The sequence below is a fragment of the Trichocoleus sp. FACHB-262 genome (assembly GCF_014696035.1).
Lineage (GTDB): Bacteria > Cyanobacteriota > Cyanobacteriia > FACHB-46 > FACHB-46 > Trichocoleus.
Genome location: NZ_JACJPK010000086.1, coordinates 202,403 through 227,522, shown reverse-complemented (window position 1 = coordinate 227,522; position 25,120 = coordinate 202,403). Strand labels below are relative to the sequence as shown.

The window sequence follows — 25,120 nt, the reverse complement described above, 5'->3', positions numbered from 1 at the left end:
TTCCCTTAAGGCACCACAACTCTATCTAACTTATTTAATTGAATGAGAGGAGAGCGTTCTAGCTGTTTCCTCTCATTTTTTTATGGTTTCTCGAGATTGAAGGATCTCTCCCTTATACTGAGGCTGGATTATGCACTATTTCAGCTAACTGCTATGCGCTCTTCTTGGTCAGAGCCTTATTTGTGGGTTCATGCTGCTGGAGCGGCAGTGTTGCCTATTTTTTTGGAACTTTGCCTGCTGGGATTTGCCGTTGGAGATCCTATCCTGCCTGCTGGGCTCGAAGTTAGCTTAGTTGCAGTTATTGGCATTGCTCCCCTGCTGTGGATGCAGTTGTTCCGCCCGTTCTACATTTTCAGTCTTATGGTATTCGCGCTGAAACCAGAGAGCTTAACTGTGGAGCAGCGCCGAATTCTCAGCTTATTTAAGATGCAAGAAAGCCGAGTTCTGGCGGCAGTCACGCCAGTGTTCTTGGTGGGTGTCCTATGGCAACTCTATCGAGTCGCACCTGTAGCCGCCACTGTTGCACCGTTTCCGGCAGGATGGCGAGTGCTAGGTTTACTGATAGCTGCGATCGCCTTTTTGGCTTGCAACCTCTTTTTGCAGGTATCAGTTAGCGTTGCTCGGATACTGCTACTCAGTAATGCCGAGGTCGCTGCTACCGAACCCTTTCCTGCTGACAAAATCCGACAAAATTTTACGATTCCTGGCATCCAGGTTAATCAAATTTTGCCCCCTGTTTTGCCAGAAACTGGGTCCTAAGTGAATGCAGTAGGTGTTACAACTACTATGCCTATAGCAGAATCAGCAGGGTTCCAATTCTAGCTCTACAGAAGGAAATGAGGTTTAAGACCCTGAAGTGAGGGGAGATAGTGTTGTTTGCAGCACACCTCTAGGAGGTGACTTCGCTATCCTAAGAAAAGGGCGGAGATCAAAGCTCTATTCGTCTAAGTTCTGCTGTGTTTATAGCTTTTTTTGAGGTATTTATGGCTAATTCTGCCTTTTCCTTTGGCGACCTGTCCGGTCCAAGTGCGGCTGCTAATAGTCTCTCTAGCCACTTCTCTCCAGATCCAGAAATTTGGTCGAATCTGAAGCAAGCGATCGCCACTAGCTCCGGGTTTCAGCGTTGGCAGCTAGAAGGCAAGACCGATGAAAACCTAGACGCTCTGAGCCTAGACCATCGAGTTCAGCGTTATCTACGCGAAACCTTAGAAACGTTAGCTTACTAAATGCTTAAAAAAAGCGGCCTCGATTTAGCAAGTTTTCGAGGCGATCGCTGAGACGGCTCAGCTGACGGTAGGCTCCCACTAGGCGATCGCCTTCGACTTCAACTTCTTGAGTTGGATAATTTTGCAGCACTTCCATCAATGTCAGCTTGCCATCAGGACTAGCAGAGAGAGTCAGGGCAGCCCGAAGCGCTTGCCGATTTGCTTGATTGGAAGGAGTATGAATTGCTGGGCTAATCTGATCAAGCACAGCATTGCCTGCCCAACTGTTTAATACCCGATCGAGTAGTCGGGGATTGACCTTAACTACTTGAGTTAAAGGCTGACGAATGTCTTCTGGACTTTTTCCGGCTAACTTCAAATAAGTAGCTAAAGCCGGGGAGGGAGTGCCTGTCTCTGTCAGCCTCGTTAATTCTTGAACAGAAATTTTTTCTCTTAAAATCTTATACTTCAGCACTACTTGTTCGGCGGCGATCGCGTTAGAGCTACTGAGCAATATTCCAGCGGTGATGCCCACTGCTAGCGCCCGTCGCAACTTTAGAATGGGTGATTTCATGAGGAATCTCAGTGATCTATGGGCTTCTACGTAAAATGACAGTGAATCAGGCCAATTAGTTTCGATTAAAGCCGTAAAAATTCTATATTTTGTAATAGTAATTCGTTAATCTAAATTCTATTAGAGAATTACGTTTACTTAACTTCACAATATACCGATTAGTCGCTAAATTGAGGGCGTTTCAGCTTAGCTCAAGGGCTGATGCAAATAATAATTTTCTGTAGGGCATTTAGGTTAATTCCACCCTCCGGATGTGGCGAAAAGGAGGGAACTCTAGTGAAGAACTGCTTGTCGTTTAGTACAATCGACCGATTTTAATCCTAAAATTTTGAGGAATTTCCTCAACTGACAGGTATCTTTTTGGAGGAGTTAGAGGCGGCTGGCAAGTTTCAGAGCACTTTGCTGCCCTTTAGAGCTCTATTTAATAGAGTCAGGTTTACCTTTGCTCCCTGTCCTTACCTATCTTCCCTTACCCACAGTGAGATCGTTTGAGAGCGACAATGATGACACATCAGGGGTCTCTGATTCAGCAACCTATTATCAATAAGATGTATACCACTGCAAAAGCGATCGCCCCCCTCCAGGTTGGCCTCACGGCTTTGTTGCTGTGGGTTGGCGGTACAGTAATTCTGCCCGCCGGAGCTAACAATGCTACTCCTTCTAGCCATACCACCACAACGGCGCTGCAAGTTGCTCAAATTCCTGCCGGAGCCACTGTTCTATACGTCAATTCTGCCTTGGGAACGGATGATGCGGGTGCAGGTAGTAGCGAAGGGGCACCCTATCGCAGCATTACTTATGCTCTGAAACAAGCTAAGTCCAATACTGTCATTCAGCTAGCGCCCGGTAGCTATACCAAAGATACAGGGGAAGTTTTTCCCCTGGTCGTGAAACCAGACGTCATCTTGCGAGGAGATGAAGCCAATAAGGGACAAACCGTGCTTGTGATTGGCAGTGGTCCTTACGTCAGTCCTACTTTTGCCTCCCAAAACGTTACGATTCGGGCTGATAAGGAAAGTGAAGTTCGCGGCCTCACCGTGACTAATCCTATGACTCGAGGAACAGCCCTTTGGGTAGAATCCAGCAATCCTGAGATCAGAAATAATACCTTCTCCAATAGCCTCCGGGATGGCATTTTTGTCACAGGTACTGGAGCGCCCACGATTGCAGACAATGTTTTTACCCAAAATAAAGGTAACGGCGTTTCTCTAGCCCGCGCTGCTCAGGGTGAAATTCGAGGTAACCTGTTCCAAGCTACAGGATTTGGCATTGCGATCGGTGGCACCTCTGCTCCGACCCTAGAGGGCAACCAAGTGATTCAAAACACAGACGGCATCGTCGTTTCGGATTCCGCTCGGCCTGTGTTACGAGATAACGTGATTGAGAACAACACTAGAGATGGTGTGGTTGCCATTACCAATGCTCAGCCCAACCTCGGTACCGCAGAGAATCCCGGTAACAACACCATTCAGAATAACGGTCGCTACGATTTGTACAATGCCACTCGTGGCAACACAATTGTGGCTGTAGGTAATCAAATTAATCCACAGCGGATTTCTGGCCCTGTAGATTTTGTTGCGGCTGATGTTACCCCTCCAGGCGGGTCAACAGTTTCACAATTTAAAGATGTGCAAGGCCACTGGGCTCAAGCTTTTATTGAAGCGCTAGCGGCACGAAATATTATTAGTGGCTTCCCGGATGGTACTTATCGGCCATCTACGCCAGTCACACGCGCTCAGTTTGCCGCCATCATTAACAAAGCTTTTACCCCCTCTGCTCAGCGCTCTAGTATCAACTTTGTAGATGTGGGTCAAAGTTTCTGGGGCTACCAAGCGATTCAAACCGCTTATCGGGGTGGATTTTTGGCAGGTTACCCAGGGGGTGTATTCTTGCCAGACCAACAGATCCCTAGAGTGCAAGTTCTGGTCTCTTTAGCAAATGGGCTAGGATACAGCGCTACCAACACCAGCGCTTTAAATCGGTATTACACGGATGCTGCTCAAATTCCTAGCTATGCGATCGCACCTGTAACAGCGGCGACTCAACGTAGCATCGTCATCAACTACCCAACGCTCAATCAATTGAGTCCCAATCGTGAAGCGACACGAGCTGAAGTTGCGGCTTTTGTCTATCAAGCTCTAGTGAATGCAGGCAAAGTTGATCCTATTACTTCGCCTTATGTGGTGAGGGGGTCTCAACCGTAATAGCTGCAAAACTAAGTTTCAAGCATAAAGTGCCAGTTCTCTTATGGGCAGAGCTGGCACTTTATACATTTATTCACGGGGATTTATGGTTAGGGTCTATATATTGGCTGACCCCATTTCAACATCCCCATTTTGACAGATATTTTCAGAGAATCTTGATTTCGTAATGTTTTCTTTGTATTTCAGTTGCTCAGAATTTGTGAACTTTAATTAATGAAAAACTCATACAATTTGCATTCTTTTAAGTCTCAGATAAGAAATCTGTAGTCTGCTGAAAGTAGATTTAACAATTGAAAATTTCAAACCATTCACTGGCGGCTCAGGGTTTTCGGCTAGCTCTTTGCTCTAGGCGGAACAACCCAACCATGAGGGCAATGACAACAAGCTGAACGGCTAAGTTGGGTAAAGCTGCCTCTATATCTCGTCCTGCCAGAATTTGTAGGAAGAAGATAAAGGCTCCGATCGCGCCAGAAGCTCCAAACGCAACGTAAATAAACTGTCTGACCCCTCGGTAAGGTGTTTTGAGTTCCGCTCTCAAGCGAGCATATTTCTCGGGACTCAGTTTTCGAGGATTACTATTCTGGTTACTGCGCTTTTCAGAAGCGGGTTCTCTCATGGTTTTTGTCTGACACAACCAGATTTAATCTTGACACGGTTGGAATCATGTCTGCTTGGGAGTAAAGTAAGCTATACAGGTCTACGTTGAACCTGCTATAATGATCAACTGTTCATGCCGATGTGGCTCAGTGGTAGAGCACTCGATTCGTAATCGAGCGGTCGCGGGTTCAAATCCCGCCATCGGCTTCTTAGTCAAAACTTAATAACAGTAAGCATTACAGCTATCAAATACACCTTGGATAGGCTATTTCAAGGCTTTGAAGTGGGTGTAAAGATGTAGCTGGATTGGGGATTTTTCGGCTGATTTGGGTGTAATTTGGGTGTAACGTACACCAGTTACACCCTATGTACTCTAAAACGCCTACTGGCAAGGCTTCTAAGGGTTCTGTTCAAATAATCGAATCGAATAACCGTTTACAATTGCGCTTTCGATATGGTGGCAAGCGGCACTATTTATCTCTGGGGTTGCCAGACACGCCAACAAACCGGAAAGTCGCAGAATCGAAGGCTAGACAGATTGAATTAGACATCTTCTATAACAACTTTGATGAATCTTTAGCCAAGTACAAGCCTCATTCTGCGCTAACTACGGTTACACCCACTTACACCCCACCTGAGCCCGAAGTATCGCTAAGGCAAATCTGGGAACGTTACTGTGAGGTCAAAAAACCTGGTTTAGCACCTGGCACTTGGCGCAATGGCTACATGGTGAACACGGCCCATCTAGAACGCTGTCCTCATTCTTCGCTAGATGAAGCCCAAAAGATTTTTGATTGGGCTACTGCCAACCTTAAACCTGACCCTGCTAAACGTTTTATTCAGGCTTTGGGTGCTTGCTGCAAGTGGGCAGTTAAGTCAAAGTTGATTCCGCTCAATCCTTTTGATGGCATGACCGCTGAAATCAAGATCAAGAAAGCCAGCACTGAGGATAACGAAATTGATCCATTTACTAAGGAAGAGCGAGAGGCGATCATCGAGGCATTCTCAAAGAGCCGCTACTACTCAAGTTACGCTGATTTAGTCAGGTTCCTGTTCTATACAGGTTGCCGTCCTAGTGAAGCGATCGCGCTCCAGTGGAAGCATATTAGTTCTAAGCACATCGTCTTTGAGCAGTCAGTGGTGCAGTCTGAACATGGTTTAGTGCTGAAGAAGGGATTAAAGACACAGACTAACCGGAAGTTTCCTGTGAACGCTCAATTGCTTAACTTCTTAGACTCCATCAAGCCGACAGACGTAAAGGCTGACGACTGGATTTTCCCCAGTCCAAAGCAGGGTTTTATTGACTTTCACAACTTCCGAAACCGAGCCTGGAAGACGATCATGGATGAACTCGGTATCAGGTATCGGAAACCATACCAAACTCGGCACACATTTATTACGCAGTGCCTTGAGTCAGGCGTGAGTACTCCGCAAGTAGCTAAGTGGGTAGGCAATACTCCACAAGTGATTATGGAGCACTACGCGGGCACTTTGTCTCAAGTGCAGGTGCCAGAAGTTTAATAGTTATTTTTTCTATCGGCGTTAAGTAATAATACTTAGTTGATCGACTCGACTGAGTATTTTTGCTTTTAGAGCAGTCAGACTCACTTCGGAATCTTGTTTGGTTTGACCTAGCGTAATGGCACTCCCCCTACCTCCATATCTAGCGTTCGACACCCCTCCCCACGTTTAGAACACGCAAAATATAGGGATAAATATCCAAAAATCCTTGATAAATGCTCTCCATTTTCTTGTTTCTAGGATTAAAATTAGTGAGAGGCGATCGAACGTACTAAATCGGTACTAGATGCTTTTACTATCAATGGTTTCAACAAAATAAGACCCTTTGCCACTTACCTAGTTGACGCTAGGTTGGCAAAGGGTCTTGTTTTATAGTCTTCTGCCGATGGCCCAGCCTGAGAAACTATGCCATCAGCGAACCTGACACCCTACGGGTAAATAGGGGTATCTCCAAGAAATTATGACTCTTAGTGAAGATCTTAACCAGCGTGGAAGCTCGCGAATGCTTGCAGCTTCTAACACGCCTTGTTTACAGTCCAATGGCTATCAGACATTCGGGCTTGTAAATAAACATGAAGCTGCCAGAATCTTGGGAGTGAGCCCTGAAACTCTCAAAAAATACCGCTTACAACCAGAGTCTTCTCTTATTGAAGGCATTCACTACCATGTCTGGAATCCACGCACGATTCGCTACAACCCTAATTTGATCGCTGACTGGGGATTGAATCGAGCCCATCCAGAACAGCATCAAAAAACAATTGAAGCTTATATAGCTTCGCTGCCATCCAACCAACGCAAGCGAGGGCGGAGGGCGAGCTAGGCCATGACTAAGCAAATTAAGGGCACTCAAAAACCCCTATCTGAGTGCTCACAGGGTAGCTATGAAAATTTATCCGGTAGCCAGCTTGATTTCATCTTGACTTGGTTTGCGATTTTCTGTAATCAGCGTTTTCTTTATGCCAAAGCTAAAACAGCCAAGGGTAAACCAGCTTGGCTAACCGCTAATCGTAAAGAAGCTCTAACGCCCCAACAGTTCTATGAGCGGTGGAAAAAACCAAGTGAGTTGATTGGGGTCAGGTTTTGGAAGAAAACTCAATACTTTGTTCTAGACATTGACTATGGGAGTAAGTATCATCCAGCCAGAAACAGAGAAGCGATCGCCAAAATTCTAGAAGCTCTAGAACTGATAGGTCTTTGTAGATGTCTGCGGGTGTGCTCTAGCAGTTCAAGAGGGCTCCACATTTATTTTCCGCTGCCTGATGAGTTTGTACTTTGGAAGGTGGCTTTACTAGTCAGAAAAACACTTGATGAGGCAGGTTTTGAAGTCCAATCAGGGCAGTTGGAGATTTTTCCTAACTACATTCCCTACATCCCGGACCACAAGCCTGAATACAACGGGCACCGCCTACCACTACAAGCAGGCTCATACCTACTGAATGAAGAGTGGCAAGAAGAGACAAATAACCTAGAAGCTTTCATTACTCGATGGCATTTGGCAGCATCGGGACAAGACCTGGAAATGTGGCAGCGATCGCTTTCAATGGTCAAACCGCCTAATCTGTCTGCCAAGGATGGTGATGTTCAGGAGTGGCGCGATCGCCTAGAAACAACCCTAAAAACTGGTTGGACTGCCAAAAGGCAGACCCAAGCGATGGTTAAGGCTGCCTGTGCCTATGGCAGAGTTTTCCGAGGTTTGTCCTGGTGTGAGGTTAAAACTTTTGCGATCGAAACTTTAACCAGAGCACCAGGTTATAGAACGTTCTGTGGGCACCAGCGGAATATTAAACGGGTAGTGAGGGACTGGATCAAGACTAATCGCAAGAGTAACCACTACCATCCGCTTTACTCTAGACAGAACAATCAAACAAAAGCTCCTACTGGGCCATCAAATCAGCAGAAGCAGCAACAGGCAGAGCAGAAAATTCGAGACGCGATCGCTCAAATTGTGACAGAAGACGGGCGTTTACCAGATGGGAATACAGCGAGGGTAAAGCGCCTTCATGCTATTTCCCGTTGTAGTCAGGCCACGATTTACAAGTATCAGTTCTTGTGGGACTCGCAGCATTCAGAATTGTGTGTAATACCTCTCTCTGAGGGAGATCCAGCCGATTCGGCGATCGCAGAAGTGCTGATTGAACGCTCAAATTTGTCTGTAATCGCTCAGCCTGAGAGGGATTCAGGGGTTTGCAACCCCTTATACAAAGAGCCTCAAATCAAAGCAGGGCAAGGTATTACAGACAATCACTTACTAAGTATATATAGCTCTTCTGCTAGCTCTAAAAGCTCAGAAGTATGTGCTCCCCCACCCACCGCCTCAGGTTTGCATCTACAACCAGAAAAGAAACCTATTTCAACTGCATTAGAAAATGGGTTGATCGAGAGGGAAAAGCTACGAGTGGGCAGTTTAGTTCGGCAGAAAAAGACAGGTGAGCTTTTTGAGTTCAGAAGCCATGATAAGTCAGGGAGGGCTTGGCTTAAGCGTAAGCAGCAGTTTGCACCTTCAGTGGCCTGTCCCTTCCCATTGTCTGAGTTTGAGCCGTACCAGCAGGAAACGTGTAGCCAGCAGATTTATTAGGTAGAGGTTCAGTTTATGGTTTCTAGCCCAGAAATTTCTCGTTTGAATGGCAGTAGGTCTCGCGGGCCTGTAACTAAGCGAGGTAAGACGATCGCGAGCCGTAACGCCACAAAACATGGTCTGCTAGTCCAGAAACCACCTCTACTGGTAACAGAGGATTTGGAGACGTTTGAGGGGCTCGTGCAGGGTTTGATTGAGCAATATCAGCCAGAGACTCCAGTTGAGCATTTCTTGGTCCAACAAGTAGCGATGGGGATGCTGAAGCAGTATCGGCTCTGGTCGGTGGAAGCGGCGATCGCAAATGTTGAGATTTTGAAGGCACAGCGTTTGGCTCGTTTTCCTGATGTTGTTACTCCTGCGGAAGTGGAGCTAGACTCATTCGACAAATACCGGGAGAAGCGCACCCCTTGTAAGCAAGTGCTAGAGCAGAAGAAGCGTGCTTTAGAAGCACTCATTCACGACCTAGCTTTTGACCTTGCACACAAAGAGGAGCGGGGCGAGGCAAAAACACTGGAGGCTTTTAGAGACTCGCTCAGTGAAAACTACTCACCTGAAAGTAAAGTAGCGGAGGTCGAGCGGTGTCGGGATGAGTTTGATGAATGGCTGTGTGCAAGCTGGAATGGACGAAAACGGAAATACACAGCTAACTTAGCTGAGGCGATCGTCCGTGTTGAGAGGTTGATTGAGCTAGCTGGAGAGCAAGTAGCTGAGATTGATCAAGCTCTAGCTGAGATGGCAACAGTGGAGGAAGCGATCGCGCAAGCTAGCACAAATAGCAAGGGAGTACAAAACCCAGAACGATTCATGCGGTATCAGCGGGAGATGAACCGAGATCTTTATGAAGCCTTAGACCGACTACAGGCCATTCAGCAGCAACGGAATAATGAGGGTTCTATAGGTTCGTTTCGTTAAATTTGACTAAGGGCTGGCGATCGCCCGTACCCCCCCTACCGGATATCGAAGGACCTCACTCATGGGGTCTTTTTATATTTATGGGGATACCCTTATCAAGGCATATAGGAAGCCCAGTCGAGCTAGTAACTAAGTAACTTAGTTTGGCTCTACTCAAGCCCATTCAGGCTCAGTTGAGCAGGGTCTTTTGATTGATACGGTTTCCGTAGTCTACCGCCTCTGCTGCCTTTAGTTGCTTTTTCTTTTTTAGTCTCTCGCTCGGCTCGTTCTGTTTGGATGCGTTCTAGCAATATTGAGGCAGGCTCGTTGTGAGGGTCTTGAGGAACAAGTTCACCACGAAAGGCTTTACCAAGAATTGTTTGAGGTAGTTTATCAACGTAAGCTCTGGCTTTTCGGTAGCGCCGCTCAATGTTGTCGCTTAATGCAAAGAGTTTTTCAACTCGCTCAACAATTTCCTGTTGCTCAGCTATTGGAGGTACAGGTAAAACAAAAGATTCTATAGACTTTTGATTAATCTTATGGATGCCTGCTGATGTACGGGCTGAAGCTTCTACTTGCTCTCGAACAATATCAGAATCCCAAACTAAACTAAGAAATTTAGGAGTTAAAATTTCCTGGTTAACCCGTACTCGAATTAGAGTATCAGGATATGCAACCTCATCTGGCTCACATCTGACTAACCCTCCTCGACCCACTAACGCAAGAGACCCATTACCTCTTGCAACCAAGAAGTCGTGCTCTTGAACTAGAAACTTCTTGGCATCCTCTCGATACCAATCGCCTAATTTGCGCTCATCTAAATCGATAGAACCATTCTTAAGACAGGTTAGGCGTAGAACAGGAAAACTTTTTTCAGGATTTTTCGCATCTACCACTGAATGACCATTGGCAAGAGGTTCAGCAAGTAAATCCTTTAAGTTTTTCTGTCTCCAATCTTGCTCAATATTAATTTTGAGCTGTTTGCGCAAATCAGCCGTAAGACGACCAGAGCAGGCAGCAGCCAGAATAGATTGACGAAACCGCTTGAGAATGAAGGGAATTTTATCAAGCCGTTGTTTGGAGGCTTCGCATTTTGCTAATAGTTTTTCCAGCTTAGCTACAATACGTTGTTGCTCCCTATAAGGAGGAAGCATCAAGGGAATACGATTCATAGCACTTTGATTAAGCTTTAACCTTGTAGTGCCTGTAACGTATCCATCAAAGTCGAATTGATTAAGATAATGCTTCAAAAAGGAATTGCTAGTAATCTTCGCAATTGCTCTTACAACATGGGCATGGTTATTAACCCAGCTTTTTCCTTGAATGAGATATGCAACTGGCTTGAGCTTGTCAAGAAAAGGCGCTCCATCTTCGCCAACTAAAAGTAGCTCTTCATCAAATAAGTATTCATCTATCCATCCGACCTGGCCTGTAGCTCCATAATATGGAACGCTTCCAACTCGCTTCTGACGTTCCTCGGAGTTAACTGGCACTCTTTGACTATCTAAAACCTCTACAGCTTCTCGAAGTTCGCAAATAGTCCAGCCGTTTGGCAACTCGCTCACCCTTATCCCCCTCTGCACTTCGCTCACGAAGAGTATTGGCACCTACCTAGAATATTCTCAAACTCTGCGATCGCGCTCTATGCTTTACCAGACTGGTATTATAGCCAACCAAGTGGCCTAAACATCTCTGTGTAAATGCCAGTCTCGATTTATCACATCACTCACCTCAACAACTTGCCCTCAATTTTGCAATCGGGTGGCCTGCTGGCAAATAGTCGGCTTCAGCAAGGGCAAGTTGGCTTTCGTGATATTTCCTATGAACAAATCCAAGATCGACGAGCAAGAACTGAGGTTCCTTGTGGGGCGGGAGGCACCTTGCATGACTACGTGCCGTTTTATTTTGCCCCCTGTTCCCCAATGCTCTACACCATCAATCGAGGCAACGTGCCTAGTTGTCCAGAAGGCCAAACTCCCATCCTGTACCTAGTAACAACGGCTGAAGCTATAGAAGCAGAACAGCTAGCATTCGCCTTTACTGATGGTCATGCAGTAGTAAGCTACTCAGAGTTTTACGATTCGTTAGAAGACTTGGATGCGATCGACTGGTCCATTATGAGAGCAACCATGTGGAGAGACACAGATGAAGATGGCGATCGCAAGCGTCGTAGGCAGGCTGAGTTTTTGGTTCATGGCTTTTTTCCGTGGGAATTAGTGGCTGAAATTGGGGTGATCAATCCCCATATCCGAGACCAAGTTGAGGAAATATTGCAGAATTTGAACTACGAGACACCTGTAACCGTGCATCGTAACTGGTACTACTATTCATATCCGAGACCAAGTTGAGAAAATATTGCAGAATTTGAACTACGAGACACCTATAACCGTGTGTCGTAACTGGTACTACTAGAATTAAGGGATCTTTTTGTCTACAATCTTAAGTGGTACTAATGTACTAAAACCCCATGATTGAGTTTAAGCAAGGCAATCTGTTAGAAGAGAAAACCGAAGCCCTTATTAACACTGTCAACTGTGTCGGTGTTATGGGTAAAGGAATTGCTTTGCAGTTCAAACAGGCATTTCCAGACAACTTTCAGCAGTACAAAAAAGCTTGCGATGCTAAAGCAGTGCATCCAGGGCAAATGTTCATTGTGGCAACGGGCAATCTGTTTAATCCTCGTTACATCATCAACTTCCCCACCAAGCGCCACTGGAAGGGGAAGTCCAAAGTCGAAGACATCCAAGCAGGACTCAAAGCGTTAACTGAAGAAGTCAAGAAGCTGAGTATTCAATCGATCGCGGTTCCTCCCTTAGGCTGTGGCAATGGCGGCTTAGACTGGGAAAAAGTTAAGCCTTTGATCATAGAGGCGTTTGCCACCCTACCTGAAGTGCAGGTGGTGATTTTTGAGCCTGGGGGCACTCCTAAAGTTGATGAAATGAAAGTTGCTACTGAGCAACCCAACATGACTCGTGCTCGTGCTCTCGTAGTCATGCTGCTCGATCAATATGGGATTCCTGGCTATCGTCTAGGGCGTTTAGAAGCACAGAAGCTAGCTTATTTTCTGCAAGAAGCTGGAGAGTCATTGAGGCTTAACTACCGCAAACACTTCTATGGTCCTTATGCGGACAACCTCAATCATGCTTTGCAGCGGCTAGATGGGCACTTCATCCGGGGTTATGGCGATAGAAGTCAGCAATCACAAATTTATGTACTCAATGAAGGCCGAGAAGCCGCTGAAGCCTTCTTAGCCAGTGACACTGATGCCAACGAGCGTTTAGGTCGTGTGAGTCAGCTTATCGAAGGCTTTGAAACCCCTTACGGTATGGAAATGCTAGCAACTCTCCACTGGGTAGCCCAAGAGAACCCACAAGCTGCAGAAAATGTAGAGGTCGCGATCGCAGAAGTCCAAGCTTGGAGCGATCGCAAACGTGACCTGTTCAAGCCTCAACATCTGCGTAAAGCATGGCAGCGCTTACAAGACCAAGGCTGGCTCACCCCAGTAACAGCCTAAACCTCGCTCTCAGCTAGCTCATCCCCATTCAATTCAAGGGCTTGTAAAATTTCACGCAAGTCATCTACAACAGCTTCTAGCTCGGTAATAGCTTCACTAGCTAAGACGGGTGGGTCTGGTAGTTCTTCTTCTAGGCTTTCGTCTCTGAGCCAAGTGATATCTAGCTTATAGTCCCGGTCTCGAATCTCTTGGAGCGAAAACTTTCTAAAGCGTCCTTCAGTCCCTAAGTCTTGGCGATCGCTTTGCCCATTTGGGTCTTCTCTGTAGCACTCCTCAAACTCGGTAAAGTGCTGGGCCGTTAAGGGGCGGTCCTTCTTGGTAACACCAGGAACGTTAGATCGAGCATCAAAAATCCAGACGTTTTCCGTTGGTAAGCCTTTTTGCAAAAATACGACGTTTGCCTTCACACCCTGTGAGTAAGGGGTAAACGTACCTCTAGGCAATCTCAAAACCGTGTGGACGTTGCAGTCCTGCATTAGTATCTCAAACACCTCTCCTGCTTTGCCTTCAAACAAGCAGTTGTCAGGCAATACCAGCGCCGCCCTGCCTCCTGGCTTCAGGATGTTGACTACATGCTGAATAAAGTTCAGCTGTTTGTTGCTGGTTTCAATCGTAAAGTCTTCTCGGTCGGGTGCCTGGTTTGCCCCCCTAGTGCCGAATGGCGGATTGGTGAGGATGCAGTCATAGCGCTCCCCTCGGTCCGCCTCGTAAATGGCATCACCCAAATAAATTTTGGGTTCTAGTCCTTGCAGAAACAAGTTCATCAAGGCCAAGCGACGAGGACGAGGCACCAAATCTTGACCGTAGTAAGTTTTTGTCCGAATCCGCTTAAAATCTTTGCGATCGAGCACACCCCTAGTGATATCCATCAACCACTGGTAAGCTACGACCAAAAATCCACCCGTTCCACAAGCAGGGTCGCAAATTGTGAAGTGAGGGCTAACTCTGGGGTCAGGCTTCATCACCCGAACGATCGACTTAATCAACACTCTAGGGGTGAAGTATTGGCCTGCTCCTTTCTTGCCTTCACTAGCAGCTTTTTCCAGCAGTCCCTCAAAGGCAGCGGCTTTCACATCCACATCTAAAGCAGTCCACTCTTCCTCATCAATCATCGTGATCAACCGCTTCAAGTTGACCGGATTGTTGAAGCGCGGCATGGATTGGGCGAAAATGTCACCTAAAATTCCCTTGCTCTCTCGAAGAACACGCAGCAAGTCAGAATAGTGGTCAGTCAAGGCAGTACCTGAAAGAGCTTTAATGCTATTCCAGTCATACTGCTTACCATCTTTCTCTGGGATATCAATACCCTTTTCATCTGCCATTTTCAGAAACAGCAGATAAGTCAATTGCTCAATATAGTCGCCATAGTCGATGCCATCATGGCGCAAAGTATGGCAGAAACCCCAAAGCTTATTAACGATATCAGACATTTATCAATCCTAAGAATTACTATTCCTTTTCGCTTTATTACCCTGTCTCAGTCGATAATCTTTTTTGGAAATATCATTTGCCATTGAAAAAGCAATAGAACTCAATAACAAGTCAGTTTTTAGATAGAACTGACTTGTTATTAAAATTTTGTTTTCTCGACGAGGAATGTTAGGGTAGACACCAAAAAAATCACTCGATACATAACCTTGCTGATGAATAATTGCATTTCTTGCTTTTCCAATTTCTTCAAGGTCTTGATGACTAGCGCTTTGACTAATTCCCTCAATTACGTATGTTGCTCTATAAGGGTCATTAGTAAAACTAAAGTATTTCTTCAGAAAATCTATCAAGCTACTAATCGATTCCCCACCTGACTCGATTCTTAATATTTCTCGCCTCACTATATTTTCAACTAAATCGTTAATCGAAGTAAAGCTTTTAGTTTCCTCAAACAACTCTTGATATGTTAATTTCCCTGAGGAATTTAGGATAGGAATTACTTCTGGGTGGCGTCTCACCAATTCATAAATTGTTTTTTTAATGAAATCCTCAAACAACGTCCAATTCAATAAAAAACATTGTTGATTTAGATTTTCCATCAAAAAGGTAGTAAGGCAATTTTGCTTGTTTATTAAATATGAGTAGGCGAGTAAAGCATATCCAATTTTTTGACTAGCTGTTTCCTCAGTTAGATTATAATGCTCTATCGCCACCTTTAGAATCTCGGACTGTAGTGGGTGTGAAGATAAGGTTGACGTTTTCTTTTCACCAACAGGAGGAATTATGTTTTCCAACAAAGAAGAATGTAGATTTTGAAGAGACCCTAAATATAGAATATATCGTTCTTCAGTTTCCGGATGAAAGCCAACTCTTTGTATCAGTTCTTCTTGGATTTCATGTTCAATCGCAGACAGGGTTTTATTAAACTTTTCTGCGTATTCTCTCAGGGTAAACCATCCCCACTCTTCTTCCTGTTCAAGTCTATAACTAGACTCCATGCTGTAAGAAACAGGTTTTGTTAAAAAGTCACCAAGAAGACCTTTAGGTATATTTAGAATTGAATTTTCTTTCAGAATGCAATCATCTAATGCATAGGATAATTCCGTCAGCTTATAGAAGTCCCTTAAATTCTTCTTGTTGTTGTAATACAGCTTATAGGGTTCAAATTCTAGAATACTCATGCCTTTCTGTATTGAAATGGTTCAAATTAAATAATTAGGCGGCAATCGCACTATTAATAAATTCAAGTAGCTGCTCCAATCGCCCTTGAAAGGCTTTGCTAGCCTTTCTTTCACCTCCGCGATTTCTAAAGATTGGAGCATTATCAAAGTCGTCTATCTCAATGGAAAGGTTCTCAATTAGATGCTGCCGAATGTATCCTAGCCACTTGCTCTGTTCTTCAGTGAAAGACTCGTTTGCCATCACAGCTTCTAATGCTCGATTGACTCGCTCCTCTGCTGTGTAAATGGGAATATCAGCCGCGATCGCGCGCTTCACCATTGAAATAATGTCAGCTAACTTGTGGTGTACTTGCTCATGAGCCTTTTGAAGCTCTGGTTCCTGAAACTGATGGCGAGCTAGAGCTTGCCTTAGCTGGTTTAAAGCTTCTGTGTTCCAAGCTTGGGGCCGTGCTAGCAAAATTTGAATTGCCTCAATCTGGTCAGCATTTTCCCGAACAAAGTTAGCAAAAGTATCCAAGTAGTCAACAGGGCTTTGGGTGTACTGTCCTGCTCGACTCGTTACCCTCGATGTAACTGTATCTTCTACGCCGTAGCCAATTAAAAAGGTCTTGGGGGGCTTCGGATAGTCTAGTAGCAAATTTTGAAAGCCTAAGTCACGCAGCAGATTCATCGTGCCTGTGAAATCTTGTGCAAGGTGCCTGGGTAGCTCTCTGGCAAACCTACTCAAATCTCCATCAGGTACGTAAGCACTAAGTTGCTCCCGTCCTTCTCCGCTCATACCATGCTCAACCCGTTGCAGTCGCTTTACGAGCAGATTGAGGTTATAGTTGCGATCCACATTGTTCTGGATGTTCTCAACCACCTTTGACAAAGGAACAGGATCTTTTCGAGGCGGCTCAATCTTGAAGTCACTAGTGTTTTGGAAGTATTCGATTAGACTCCCCCCAAAACAATCAAATATTTTGAAGTGGGTTTTATGAATCTCGTCACATCGACGAGTCCCACGTCCCAACATCTGCACCCAGAGAATTCGAGATTTTACAGGACGCATGAAAACCACAAATTCAATGCTGGGTATATCAACCCCAGTTGTAAGCATATCAACCGTTACAACCACTTTTGGATTTGGGCGGTTGCGAAACTCTCGAATCTTTTGCAGCGGACGGTCTACGCTCTTACTCCCTGTGATCTTTTGAACAAAATCATCCCCTTGCCCAAACTCTTCTTTACAAATCTGAACAATTTGGTCTGCATGAGAGGTATGGGCCAAGTCATTAACTGCAAAGATGAGAATTTTGGGGAATCGACCCGTTTCTTGCTCATGCTTAGAAGCAAATTTCGCAACTTCCTTAATAATTTTGCGGTTGGTATCAGGAACCGTTATTTTTCGTTCAATCTCAGTTGAAGCAAATTCCCGCTCATCCTCCAACTCATCGTAGGTTTCTACCCCAGTTTCAGTATCAATAATGCCAACGGCCTCACCTCCGCGTAGAAAGGCACCATTGATCTTGACCTCCGACTCAATTTCAATAGGTTCGTAGTCCACTAGCCAGCCATCCATAATGGCTTGGTCAGTTGTATAGCGGTAGACTACTTCCTTAAAGAGCGACAGGGAATGAGCAGCAGGAGTTGCTGTCAAGCCAATTTTGATCGCATCAAAGTAGTTGAGAGTCTCTCGCCATGCGCTAGTTTCTTTAGCGGTATAACCCCGATGACATTCGTCTGCAACGATGAGATCAAAAGCATGAATGGGAATATCCAGCTTCTCAGCATCGTCTTCACTCTCAATCTCCACATCTTCTGCTTCGACTTGACTATCCTGCCCAAATAGGTTGATCTTCATCCGTTGGATAGTACAAACGTAAACAAAGGTATGAGTCTCGTTGGGATTGGTTAAATAGGCATTTGGTAAGACCGTTGAATCAAAAGCTTCATCTTCTCCAAAGTCTTCCCGCTTAAATCGCTGGCTATAGAGTTCATATTCCTGATTGAATTTGTTACCACCAGGAGTTGTAAACGAAGAAAACGCCCTTACTGCTTGGGCTGCTAGTGCCCTCCGGTCTACCAGAAATAAAACTCGCTTTACCGATTTTGACTCTAGCAATCGATAAATTTGAGCCACTGTTTTAAAGGTTTTTCCGGTTCCTGTTGCCATTGCCACTAACATGGCTCGCTTGCCCTTGCTAATAGCATCTTCAGTAGCGGCGATCGCATCCTTCTGATAAGGGCGTAACTTTTCGATCTCGTCAGTTGAGTAAGACTGTAGCCAAGCAATCCCATTTTGATCGCGAGTCAGCATTTCTCGCAGAGCATCCGGGGTATGAAAGCCAGCAAGCTGCCTAAAGATGTTGCGCTCTTCTCTAACATCTAAAAAGTAAACTAGCTCCCCATTAGATGAGTACAGGAAGGGGGTTCGATAACCTCTCCAGCTCCCTACAGCATTAAAGGTTGTTCTTGAATAACGCTTTGCTTGCTCTAAAACATTCTGAACACCGACAGAGACCCTCTTGGCCTCTAAAAACCCTAATAGTTGACCATTCACAAACAAAGCGTAGTCAGCAGGGCCACTATCAGTAGGAAATTCTTCAACAGCATGAGCTGTAAGCCTTGACGTATCGAGTCGAGCGCTATATGGAATTACTGTCCACCCAGTAGCGTTCAGCTTTTTATCAACTCTTTTCTTCCGGGTTTTTGACTCTAATTCTTGGCTCATCGGTGTTCCTAGGCAAAAGCTACGCAAGCTGCTATTTCTGCTACTGGCGTATCCATACTTACCCAAAGGTGCCCAATTTGTCAGGAGTCGTAAAAAATCTGTTATGAAACAGCGTTATGTCAGCGATCGCACCGCGCCTCGACACTGCCACTAAAAAACCCGGTAAGAGTACCGGGTCAATACCTTTAGTAATTGGTTCTGGAGCTTACGCTACGGCTGCTAATTCCCTCCTCGGTTCTGTCGGCATGTAGCAATCAAGGTTATCGATCAACTCATTTCGGTAGGCAACCAAAGCAGCTTTAATTTGCTTATCTTTAGTGCCAAACCAGTACTGCTCTGTAGGTTGTAGGCGATTTAGCTCAGCTATCATCTGGCTATAAAGCTGCGAGGTTCCCCAAGGAGCTTCACCCTCGCTGGGCTCGTACTTGTGCTTGAGAATAAAGTCTCGCTGGCTGTAGACAAAATCTCGAATGACTCGAACGTTCTCATCAGGCAAATCGAAAGTTTCGCTAATTTCCTCGAAGTAGGGCTGACTTCCATCTTGAGGGTGGATCATCATTTCACCCGTAAAATGCCAAAACATAGTTGCTCCTTAATCTTCGTAGTAGCAAGTGCCTAACCGTTGCCGCTTGGGAATCCTGGCCTGCTTCTTATACTCCTGCCAACCAGTAGCCCCCTTAACTTGCCAGCATTCCTCCTTAGTTAGATTCTCAAGCGAGGCTGGATAAAGAGTTTGAATTAGCTCACCTGTCGTGTTGTAAATGAAAACGGCAGTTCCAGAAATTGCAACCCAGACCACTTCGCCTGTGCTTTTGAGAATCATTTCAGCAGGGCTATCTTGAGCTGTAGCTCTGGGTGCGAGTGCAGTAGCCGAACAGGCTGTAGCTAGTGCGATCGCTACAACCCTGGACCCCATAAGGGGCGCAAATTTTGTCATGATAGGTTTGCTCCGTAGATTGGGTGTACAGTCTGCGGGGAAGTCTCAGGGTAGTGTGCCAGCACTGCCTTGAGGCGCTAGTTTGAGTACAATGCTACTATCTCTGTCCTAAAATCCCCAAATATATCCAAAGTTTTTATCTAAACTTCACTTTGGGTGTAATTTGGGTGTAAAAGATTTACCTACTGCTTAAAACCCTTACAAATCAAGCATTGCTGTTCGATTCGTAATCGAGCGGTCGCGGGTTCAAATCCCGCCATCGGCTTTTGTAGGTTCGCATCCATACAACAGTAGAACGGAGCGCTTAAGATTTAGCGATCGCCGCAACTTAGCACCAACACAGTTCCTCAGCTAGCAGGGTGCCGAGCTGTATCCGCTAACATCTCCAATGAACATTGCTCTGAGTTCATGAGAGGGCTGGGACAAAAATACCAAACATGTAACGCAGAGAATTGCAGAGGATTTACGGCCTTTGGGTATAGATCTTTACGGACTGAGTCTTTTTCTTACATACTGAAACGTAATTCGTAGCAATACTGACCAGTTTGCTAATTTGAGTGTGTAGTTCCATCTTGAGTGATCGCTACTATGTTGCTAGATGCGGATGATTCCAGTGAAGGAATTAGCAGGTTAGAGCTAGAGCGCTTTTGGGGTAAAGAGTTGACAGAGCTAACGATCGCCCAGCGCAAAGTCGTGATCGAGCTTTACAGAAAGTCTAAGTACCAAGTAGTTTCCACGATTGAAATCGAAGCACAAATGAATCAAGCTTCGTCCTCTCAGCCAGAGCCAATTGAGGCAGCTGCCTCAAAGCTGGCCTAACTCCCGCTCTTTCCCGGTAAGCGTTTGCAGAGATGTAACCTATAAGTAAATACGTCAGCAGACCCAAGAAAAAATAATCTCTGCCTAAGGATTATTTGTGTTTTAGAGTACAGCCCACTTAAAAACTTTAAACAAAGATAAATATTAAGTGTTTTTCGGATAACTCATGCTGCCTCTAGTCCTTTCTCATGAGCTAGTGCATCCCTTTAAGTTTTGGTATGACGACGAACTTCGCGACGGAATGTGTTCAGGGAAGGAGTTATACCAACTAGTGGAAAAATTTGGAGCTGATGGCCGACAAAAAGCCTTTGGTTTAGCAGTGCGTTTAGCAGAGCAGGGCAACCAAGTGAGTGTGACTTGTATGCGGGCTGAATACTGCGTGTGGATTAGCCTCAGAAGTGCCAGACCACAGACTCAGAGAACTCAGCTTGCTGTAGCAGCTTAGTTTAACGACTTAAATAAGCTGGCTCCTCTCAGGAAGGTGTAACCAACGTTAGAGGTTACGACTGATTGAGCTGTTTAGGCTGAAGAGAGTAGCTTGATGGGCGGAACTACCGATGCGAAGAAACTCTATAACCACAGTTTTGGTGTTGGGCTTGTTGTTGGTAACTTTATTTGCTCCGTTTTCAGCCTTGGCTTTGTTAATGTTGTTTGTCTTTGTCTCTGTCGTAGGGTCGATGGTCTGGACCCTGGTGAGAACTCTGGTGCAAGGAGACGCCTAAGCGATCGCCCTGTCTAAAAACTTGCCTTACCTGCAAGCTTTAAACCTATAGGAATCAATGTCAGCTCAGTGCTTACCAGTTATGAATTTGGTAGTGCAGGGGTAGAACCTATTGCTGTTTCGCTTCAGCACAGCAATAGGTTCTATCGGACTAAATGAACAATATTGAGCGGTTTTCGTCTCAAGTCGTAGGGCTAGGAGATTGCAGAGGTGCCCTGCCCGAATGTAAACTTTTGTCTAGGGCCTTGGTGTCTGTTACGACAGTTGCACTACAGATCTAGCGATCGCTCATTTACTTCTGCCTTGGGTTGAATTCTGAATTAATTGACTGCTTGTGAGGAGCATTCTGTCCTTAAACTCTGGCTCGCTTCAGGGTCTCAAACGACAGAGTGAACGAAGGCTGTTGGACTAAAGCGATCAGCTCAGAACTTTCTTGGAAATAGTTGATTATTCATGAAGTATTGGCGGGAAACACTGGCAGTTGCCCAGCGGATTGTGCTGGAACTGGTGCGGCGACAACGCAGCTTAATTTGCTGGAGTATCTTTCCAGTCTCAATTTTGCTAATCAACGGTTTAATCTTAGCGGAACGCACCCAGCTCTCTAATGCTCAGGCATTCGAAGCCGCTGCCCCTTTAACTTTGGTGGGAGCTGCGTTATTTTTTAGCTGCTTAGGCGGAAGCATTGCTACTGTCGTTGCCGAGCGAGAGCAACAAACCCTGAAGCGTTTGGCTATTTCTCCCCTCAGCGGTACTTCCTATTTTCTAGGAATTTTCTTGGCTTACAGTTTAATTGGCCTTGGTCAGACTCTGTTGGTCTATTTCGTGGCAGCTTTTGCGGGCGCTCAGTTTCAAGGGTCGCTCTGGTTGGGTGGGCTAATTATTCTGCTCAGCATCATGACTTATGTTGGGGGTGGGTTCTGCCTAGGGACTCAGTTTGCCCGCCGCACCGAAGATGTGAATGCCCTTGTGTCCGCTTTTGGCGTGCCTTTGCTAATTCTGGGCGGTGCCTTTATCCCCATTAGTTTTTTCCCAGAAATATTGCTAGATATCGCCCAATTCAATCCGATTTACCACATGAATGAGGCGCTGTTTGGAGTAGCGGCGGATGGCAAGGGTTTAGAGGCGATCGCCCCTCACTTTCGCGTGTTAGTGGCTTGTGCGGGAGTCATGGTGGCTGGGGGGTGGCTCTCCTACCGACGCATGTTGCAGATGGAAAGGAGACTGTAACGCCAGTGTTGCAAATTGACAACCTTACCAAACAATACGGTCAGCGGCAGGTGCTACAGGGTTTGAGCCTGCATATCCGACCGGGAGAAATTTACGGCTTGCTTGGTCCTAACGGAGCAGGCAAAACCACAACGATCAATATTCTGTGCAACTTGCTCAGAGCCGACAGCGGGACGATTCGGGTAAGTGGCCATCTGGTTTCGGAAGCCACGAAGCCATTGATTGGCGTGGCTCCGCAAGAGAGTTTGCTGTACAAGAGCTTAACTTGCGAGGAAAATCTCAAGTTCTTTGCTCAAATCTATGGCTTGTCAGGCAAAATGCGATCGCAACGAGTGCAGCATTGCTTGGCAGCTGTTGGTTTGGCCGATCGCGCCAAAAGCCCCGCAGAAACCTTGAGCGGTGGGATGCAACGACGGTTGAGTATGGCGATCGCCTTAGTTCATCAACCTAAATTAGTTGTACTAGACGAACCTACTACTGGGCTAGATATTGAAGCTCGCTACGAAATTTGGGATTTGATTCGGCAGTTGCAAACACAGGGCATCACAGTGCTACTGACGACACATCTGCTCGATGAAGCAGAGCGTCTTTGTCAGCGCATCGGTATTCTGAAGCAAGGCCGTTTGTTGGCTGAAGGCAGCTTAAGCGAGCTACGGCAACTGATTCCAGCGCAAGAGATTGTGTTGGTACAAACTCCGGAAGAGGAGTTGGCGATCGCACGAGCCGCACAACTCGGTTTTACCAAGCGTCGTTATGGTCGAGACTTGGCTTTCTGGTTGCCGCAAGCGCTAGAGCTGAAAGAAATTTTGGCCCACTTTGATGGCATTCCCCTCGACTCGATCGCGCGTCAGCCAGTGCGTTTAGAGCATATTTATGTGGAAGTGACGCAAAACCAAGGACAAGGACTGCCTGAAGTGCCACAACCCAATCTATTAATTCAAGCCTAAGCGGCTCAAATGCGATCGCGCTCAGTCCTTCATACCCTAGAGGTGGCGCGAAACCGCCTCAAGATTTCCGTTTAATCACTCACCTGATGGAAAAACTAAGGTATGTAAAATTAAGGGGAGCTAAGCCAATCCCCCCTTTGAACTTGATACGTTTGAACTGACTAGCGCATCAGCTCAGTTCCAGACACCTATCCTTTCAGACCTCTGGCTATAAGCACAACCTATGAACTCTGAGCTTGACCCTAAATCGTCTCAGTTGGCAGCCCAGCCTCAAACTTCACCGCTGATGGTGAAGCAGGGATGGCTTAGAAGAGTCAGTAGGCGTCTGAGCATTGGCCAAAAAATCAGCTACGGATATGCGATCGCGTTGGGGGTCGCAGTAATCGGGACTACCGCTGGTTTTGTCGTTGGCGATCGCTTCCAGCATGCTGCTTTAGAACGTCACAATCGGGCCGAAGAAGAAGTTCGGTTGCTCCACCGCTTGCAAGCCAGCATCCTTCAAGCTCGGACTCACCAACAGCAATTAATCCCTTTAACCGAAGATTTGCCTGCATTGCGGGATGAATATGAGCATTTTCTGGTTCACGCGGCTGAAATCAAGCGGCTCTGGGCTAGTGTAGCAACTCATGCTCAGCAGCTCGAATATCAAGCTGATGGCCATCAAGAAGGAATTCCAGAACTATTAGAAACTTATCAAGGAGTCCCAGAAGCTTATTTTCAACAAGCGAATCAGCTCCTAGAACCGACGACTCAGGCCAATGTCTTGCCAGCACAGCTTCAAGCTTTGCAGCAACAGCTTTTGAGCTTTACTAATAGCGCGATCGCCTTACGGTTTGATGGAGTCTCCGACGACTTAGTGGACATCATCAACACCTCTTATGAAGAAGCAAGTCAGGCGAAAGCGACTCTGCTTTCCTGGGAAACTATTCGCATTCAGATTATTGCTGGCAGCATCCTTCTGTCTAGTTTGATTGGGGGTCTGCTGGCCTTCTATACCAGTCGAGCGATTACTAAGCCCATTAAGTGGGTGACCACAGTAGCACAGCGGACGGTCCAAACCTCTAACTTCGACCTCCAAGCTCCCGTTACCACTGAGGATGAAATTGGCATTCTCGCAGCTTCCTTCAATCAACTCACACAAAGAGTAAAAATGCTGTTGGAAGAACAGCAGGCAGCGGCGTTGCAACAGCAGCAAATGCAAGAGACGCAACTGATTCAGAGTGAAAAGATGTCGAGCTTGGGCCGTATGGTGGCGGGGGTAGCCCATGAGATTAACAATCCAGTTAACTTTATCTATGGCAACTTAGAGCATGCCAACACTTATGTAGATGACCTACTGGCACTAATCGACACCTATCAACGTGAAGTACCGCAGCCGCCTTCAGCCGTGCAAGCTCAGACCGAGGAGATTGACTTAGAGTTTTTGCAAGAAGATCTGCCCAAGCTGCTGCAATCGATGAAGATGGGGTCTGACCGAGTGCGGCAAATCGTCCTGAGCCTGAAAAACTTTTCTCGCTTGGATGAGTCAGAAGTGCATGCGGTGGATCTGCACGCCTGTCTGGACAGCACGCTATTGATCTTGGGTAGCCGCATCAAAAAGGGAATTACCGTCACGCGCAACTACGGAGCAGTGCCCAACATTGAAGGTTACAGCGGCCTTCTCTACCAAGTATTCATGAATCTGCTGAGTAATGCGATCGATGCTTTGGAAGAGCAACCAGACACAAATAGCCCCAAACAGCTCATCATTACAACCGAGCAAACTGACCCCAATTGGGTTGTCATTCGCTTTCAAGATAACGGCTCTGGTATGGACGCTGACACCCAACATAAAATCTTTGAGGCCTTCTTTACGACTAAGCCGCGTGGTATAGGCACCGGGCTAGGACTCTCGATCAGCCGCCAAATTGTAGAAGAGAAACATCACGGGCAGTTGGCCTGTTGTTCGGAGATGGGACAGGGGACAACCTTTGTGATCACGTTACCTGTAAAGCTCACTAATTCTTTACCTAAGACGACAGCAAAAAGCGATCGACCCAAACCCGCATTCTTAACTTAAAACC

General features: G+C 46.1%; 23 protein-coding genes and 1 tRNA gene. 16 read left to right on the top strand and 8 right to left on the bottom strand.

Features of this window, described 5'->3' with window-relative positions:
• Positions 1-153 precede the first annotated feature (153 nt).
• Together H6F68_RS18545 and H6F68_RS18540 are read left to right on the top strand one after the other, a co-directional pair.
• The gene (locus H6F68_RS18545; protein ID WP_190561253.1) at positions 154-759 is read left to right on the top strand and encodes a low-complexity tail membrane protein; all 606 of its coding nucleotides are present in this window, start codon (positions 154-156) and stop codon (positions 757-759) included.
• Positions 760-983: 224 nt separating this feature from the next.
• Positions 984-1,226: a hypothetical protein gene (locus H6F68_RS18540; RefSeq protein WP_199300162.1), complete on the top strand. Its 243-nt coding sequence runs from the start codon at positions 984-986 to the stop codon at positions 1,224-1,226.
• A gap of 4 nt (positions 1,227-1,230) precedes the next feature.
• On the opposite strand, the gene H6F68_RS18535 is transcribed toward H6F68_RS18540, so the two are convergent.
• Positions 1,231-1,779, bottom strand: a complete 549-nt coding sequence (locus tag H6F68_RS18535; protein ID WP_190555055.1) for an alpha/beta hydrolase — start codon at positions 1,777-1,779, stop codon at positions 1,231-1,233.
• A 500-nt stretch (positions 1,780-2,279) separates the two neighbouring features.
• Here H6F68_RS18535 and H6F68_RS18530 point away from each other — a divergent pair, with 500 nt between their 5' ends.
• A complete protein-coding gene (locus H6F68_RS18530) occupies positions 2,280-3,983 on the top strand; it encodes a DUF1565 domain-containing protein (protein ID WP_242065565.1) in 1,704 nt (567 codons plus the stop codon).
• Positions 3,984-4,302: 319 nt separating this feature from the next.
• Here the strand turns inward: H6F68_RS18530 and H6F68_RS18525 are convergent, their stop codons facing one another.
• Positions 4,303-4,599: a DUF3493 domain-containing protein gene (locus tag H6F68_RS18525; protein ID WP_190561251.1), complete on the bottom strand. Its 297-nt coding sequence runs from the start codon at positions 4,597-4,599 to the stop codon at positions 4,303-4,305.
• 116 nt (positions 4,600-4,715) lie between these two features.
• Between H6F68_RS18525 and H6F68_RS18520 the strand changes: the two genes are divergently transcribed.
• The 5 genes from H6F68_RS18520 to H6F68_RS18500 all read left to right on the top strand — a co-directional run bounded on the left by H6F68_RS18520 (position 4,716) and on the right by H6F68_RS18500 (position 9,588).
• Positions 4,716-4,787: transfer RNA gene (locus tag H6F68_RS18520), tRNA-Thr, on the top strand.
• A gap of 159 nt (positions 4,788-4,946) precedes the next feature.
• A complete protein-coding gene (locus H6F68_RS18515; RefSeq protein WP_190561249.1) occupies positions 4,947-6,101 on the top strand; it encodes a site-specific integrase in 1,155 nt (384 codons plus the stop codon).
• Positions 6,102-6,603: 502 nt separating this feature from the next.
• The gene (locus H6F68_RS18510) at positions 6,604-6,921 is read left to right on the top strand and encodes a hypothetical protein (protein ID WP_190561247.1); all 318 of its coding nucleotides are present in this window, start codon (positions 6,604-6,606) and stop codon (positions 6,919-6,921) included.
• Between the two features lie 3 nt (positions 6,922-6,924).
• Positions 6,925-8,676: a hypothetical protein gene (locus H6F68_RS18505; protein ID WP_190561245.1), complete on the top strand. Its 1,752-nt coding sequence runs from the start codon at positions 6,925-6,927 to the stop codon at positions 8,674-8,676.
• A gap of 15 nt (positions 8,677-8,691) precedes the next feature.
• Positions 8,692-9,588, top strand: coding sequence for a hypothetical protein (locus H6F68_RS18500; protein ID WP_190561243.1), 897 nt, complete (start codon positions 8,692-8,694; stop codon positions 9,586-9,588).
• A 149-nt stretch (positions 9,589-9,737) separates the two neighbouring features.
• Here H6F68_RS18500 and H6F68_RS18495 read toward each other — a convergent pair whose 3' ends face one another.
• The gene (locus H6F68_RS18495) at positions 9,738-11,123 is read right to left on the bottom strand and encodes a restriction endonuclease subunit S (protein ID WP_206755538.1); all 1,386 of its coding nucleotides are present in this window, start codon (positions 11,121-11,123) and stop codon (positions 9,738-9,740) included.
• Positions 11,124-11,267: 144 nt separating this feature from the next.
• On the opposite strand from H6F68_RS18495, the gene H6F68_RS18490 reads away from it, so the two are divergent.
• Both H6F68_RS18490 and H6F68_RS18485 read left to right on the top strand, forming a co-directional pair.
• A complete protein-coding gene (locus tag H6F68_RS18490) occupies positions 11,268-11,915 on the top strand; it encodes a DUF4433 domain-containing protein (protein ID WP_190561239.1) in 648 nt (215 codons plus the stop codon).
• 119 nt (positions 11,916-12,034) lie between these two features.
• Complete coding sequence (locus tag H6F68_RS18485) at positions 12,035-13,081, top strand: macro domain-containing protein (RefSeq protein WP_190561237.1); 1,047 nt, start codon at positions 12,035-12,037, stop codon at positions 13,079-13,081.
• On the opposite strand, the gene H6F68_RS18480 is transcribed toward H6F68_RS18485, so the two are convergent.
• From H6F68_RS18480 to H6F68_RS18460, 5 genes are all read right to left on the bottom strand, one after another.
• Complete coding sequence (locus H6F68_RS18480; protein ID WP_190561235.1) at positions 13,078-14,511, bottom strand: class I SAM-dependent DNA methyltransferase; 1,434 nt, start codon at positions 14,509-14,511, stop codon at positions 13,078-13,080. The two genes, H6F68_RS18485 and H6F68_RS18480, sit on opposite strands and share 4 nt — an antisense overlap.
• 9 nt (positions 14,512-14,520) lie before the next feature.
• Positions 14,521-15,693, bottom strand: coding sequence for a hypothetical protein (locus tag H6F68_RS18475; protein WP_190561234.1), 1,173 nt, complete (start codon positions 15,691-15,693; stop codon positions 14,521-14,523).
• A gap of 34 nt (positions 15,694-15,727) precedes the next feature.
• Positions 15,728-18,406, bottom strand: coding sequence for a DEAD/DEAH box helicase family protein (locus H6F68_RS18470; protein ID WP_190561233.1), 2,679 nt, complete (start codon positions 18,404-18,406; stop codon positions 15,728-15,730).
• 205 nt (positions 18,407-18,611) lie between these two features.
• Positions 18,612-18,989: a hypothetical protein gene (locus H6F68_RS18465; RefSeq protein ID WP_190561232.1), complete on the bottom strand. Its 378-nt coding sequence runs from the start codon at positions 18,987-18,989 to the stop codon at positions 18,612-18,614.
• Positions 18,990-18,998: 9 nt separating this feature from the next.
• Positions 18,999-19,343: a hypothetical protein gene (locus H6F68_RS18460; protein WP_190561231.1), complete on the bottom strand. Its 345-nt coding sequence runs from the start codon at positions 19,341-19,343 to the stop codon at positions 18,999-19,001.
• Positions 19,344-19,919: 576 nt separating this feature from the next.
• Here H6F68_RS18460 and H6F68_RS18455 point away from each other — a divergent pair.
• The 6 genes from H6F68_RS18455 to H6F68_RS18430 all read left to right on the top strand — a co-directional run bounded on the left by H6F68_RS18455 (position 19,920) and on the right by H6F68_RS18430 (position 25,116).
• Positions 19,920-20,162 (top strand): hypothetical protein, encoded by a 243-nt coding sequence (locus H6F68_RS18455; protein ID WP_206755537.1) that lies wholly within the window; start codon positions 19,920-19,922, stop codon positions 20,160-20,162.
• A gap of 166 nt (positions 20,163-20,328) precedes the next feature.
• On the top strand, positions 20,329-20,607 hold the full coding sequence (locus H6F68_RS18450) for a hypothetical protein (RefSeq protein ID WP_190561229.1): 279 nt from the start codon (positions 20,329-20,331) through the stop codon (positions 20,605-20,607).
• Between the two features lie 112 nt (positions 20,608-20,719).
• A complete protein-coding gene (locus H6F68_RS18445; RefSeq protein ID WP_190434259.1) occupies positions 20,720-20,884 on the top strand; it encodes a hypothetical protein in 165 nt (54 codons plus the stop codon).
• 452 nt (positions 20,885-21,336) lie between these two features.
• On the top strand, positions 21,337-22,110 hold the full coding sequence (locus tag H6F68_RS18440; RefSeq protein ID WP_190555059.1) for an ABC transporter permease: 774 nt from the start codon (positions 21,337-21,339) through the stop codon (positions 22,108-22,110).
• A 5-nt stretch (positions 22,111-22,115) separates the two neighbouring features.
• Entirely contained in the window at positions 22,116-23,057 is a 942-nt protein-coding gene (locus H6F68_RS18435; RefSeq protein ID WP_190555060.1) for an ATP-binding cassette domain-containing protein, read from the top strand.
• A gap of 223 nt (positions 23,058-23,280) precedes the next feature.
• Complete coding sequence (locus tag H6F68_RS18430) at positions 23,281-25,116, top strand: ATP-binding protein (protein WP_242065564.1); 1,836 nt, start codon at positions 23,281-23,283, stop codon at positions 25,114-25,116.
• The last annotated feature ends 4 nt before the right edge of the window (positions 25,117-25,120 follow it).

What these genes read in the sequence shown, in the direction of transcription:
- H6F68_RS18545 (WP_190561253.1), top strand. Translation starts at nt 154, where the DNA reads ATGCGCTCTTCTTGGTCAGAGCCTTATTTGTGGGTTCATGCTGCTGGA.
- H6F68_RS18540 (WP_199300162.1), top strand. Translation starts at nt 984, where the DNA reads ATGGCTAATTCTGCCTTTTCCTTTGGCGACCTGTCCGGTCCAAGTGCG.
- H6F68_RS18535 (WP_190555055.1), bottom strand. Translation starts at nt 1,779, where the DNA reads ATGAAATCACCCATTCTAAAGTTGCGACGGGCGCTAGCAGTGGGCATC.
- H6F68_RS18530 (WP_242065565.1), top strand. Translation starts at nt 2,280, where the DNA reads ATGATGACACATCAGGGGTCTCTGATTCAGCAACCTATTATCAATAAG.
- H6F68_RS18525 (WP_190561251.1), bottom strand. Translation starts at nt 4,599, where the DNA reads ATGAGAGAACCCGCTTCTGAAAAGCGCAGTAACCAGAATAGTAATCCT.
- H6F68_RS18515 (WP_190561249.1), top strand. Translation starts at nt 4,947, where the DNA reads ATGTACTCTAAAACGCCTACTGGCAAGGCTTCTAAGGGTTCTGTTCAA.
- H6F68_RS18510 (WP_190561247.1), top strand. Translation starts at nt 6,604, where the DNA reads ATGCTTGCAGCTTCTAACACGCCTTGTTTACAGTCCAATGGCTATCAG.
- H6F68_RS18505 (WP_190561245.1), top strand. Translation starts at nt 6,925, where the DNA reads ATGACTAAGCAAATTAAGGGCACTCAAAAACCCCTATCTGAGTGCTCA.
- H6F68_RS18500 (WP_190561243.1), top strand. Translation starts at nt 8,692, where the DNA reads ATGGTTTCTAGCCCAGAAATTTCTCGTTTGAATGGCAGTAGGTCTCGC.
- H6F68_RS18490 (WP_190561239.1), top strand. Translation starts at nt 11,268, where the DNA reads ATGCCAGTCTCGATTTATCACATCACTCACCTCAACAACTTGCCCTCA.
- H6F68_RS18485 (WP_190561237.1), top strand. Translation starts at nt 12,035, where the DNA reads ATGATTGAGTTTAAGCAAGGCAATCTGTTAGAAGAGAAAACCGAAGCC.
- H6F68_RS18480 (WP_190561235.1), bottom strand. Translation starts at nt 14,511, where the DNA reads ATGTCTGATATCGTTAATAAGCTTTGGGGTTTCTGCCATACTTTGCGC.
- H6F68_RS18475 (WP_190561234.1), bottom strand. Translation starts at nt 15,693, where the DNA reads ATGAGTATTCTAGAATTTGAACCCTATAAGCTGTATTACAACAACAAG.
- H6F68_RS18470 (WP_190561233.1), bottom strand. Translation starts at nt 18,406, where the DNA reads ATGAGCCAAGAATTAGAGTCAAAAACCCGGAAGAAAAGAGTTGATAAA.
- H6F68_RS18465 (WP_190561232.1), bottom strand. Translation starts at nt 18,989, where the DNA reads ATGTTTTGGCATTTTACGGGTGAAATGATGATCCACCCTCAAGATGGA.
- H6F68_RS18460 (WP_190561231.1), bottom strand. Translation starts at nt 19,343, where the DNA reads ATGACAAAATTTGCGCCCCTTATGGGGTCCAGGGTTGTAGCGATCGCA.
- H6F68_RS18450 (WP_190561229.1), top strand. Translation starts at nt 20,329, where the DNA reads ATGCTGCCTCTAGTCCTTTCTCATGAGCTAGTGCATCCCTTTAAGTTT.
- H6F68_RS18445 (WP_190434259.1), top strand. Translation starts at nt 20,720, where the DNA reads ATGCGAAGAAACTCTATAACCACAGTTTTGGTGTTGGGCTTGTTGTTG.
- H6F68_RS18440 (WP_190555059.1), top strand. Translation starts at nt 21,337, where the DNA reads ATGAAGTATTGGCGGGAAACACTGGCAGTTGCCCAGCGGATTGTGCTG.
- H6F68_RS18430 (WP_242065564.1), top strand. Translation starts at nt 23,281, where the DNA reads ATGAACTCTGAGCTTGACCCTAAATCGTCTCAGTTGGCAGCCCAGCCT.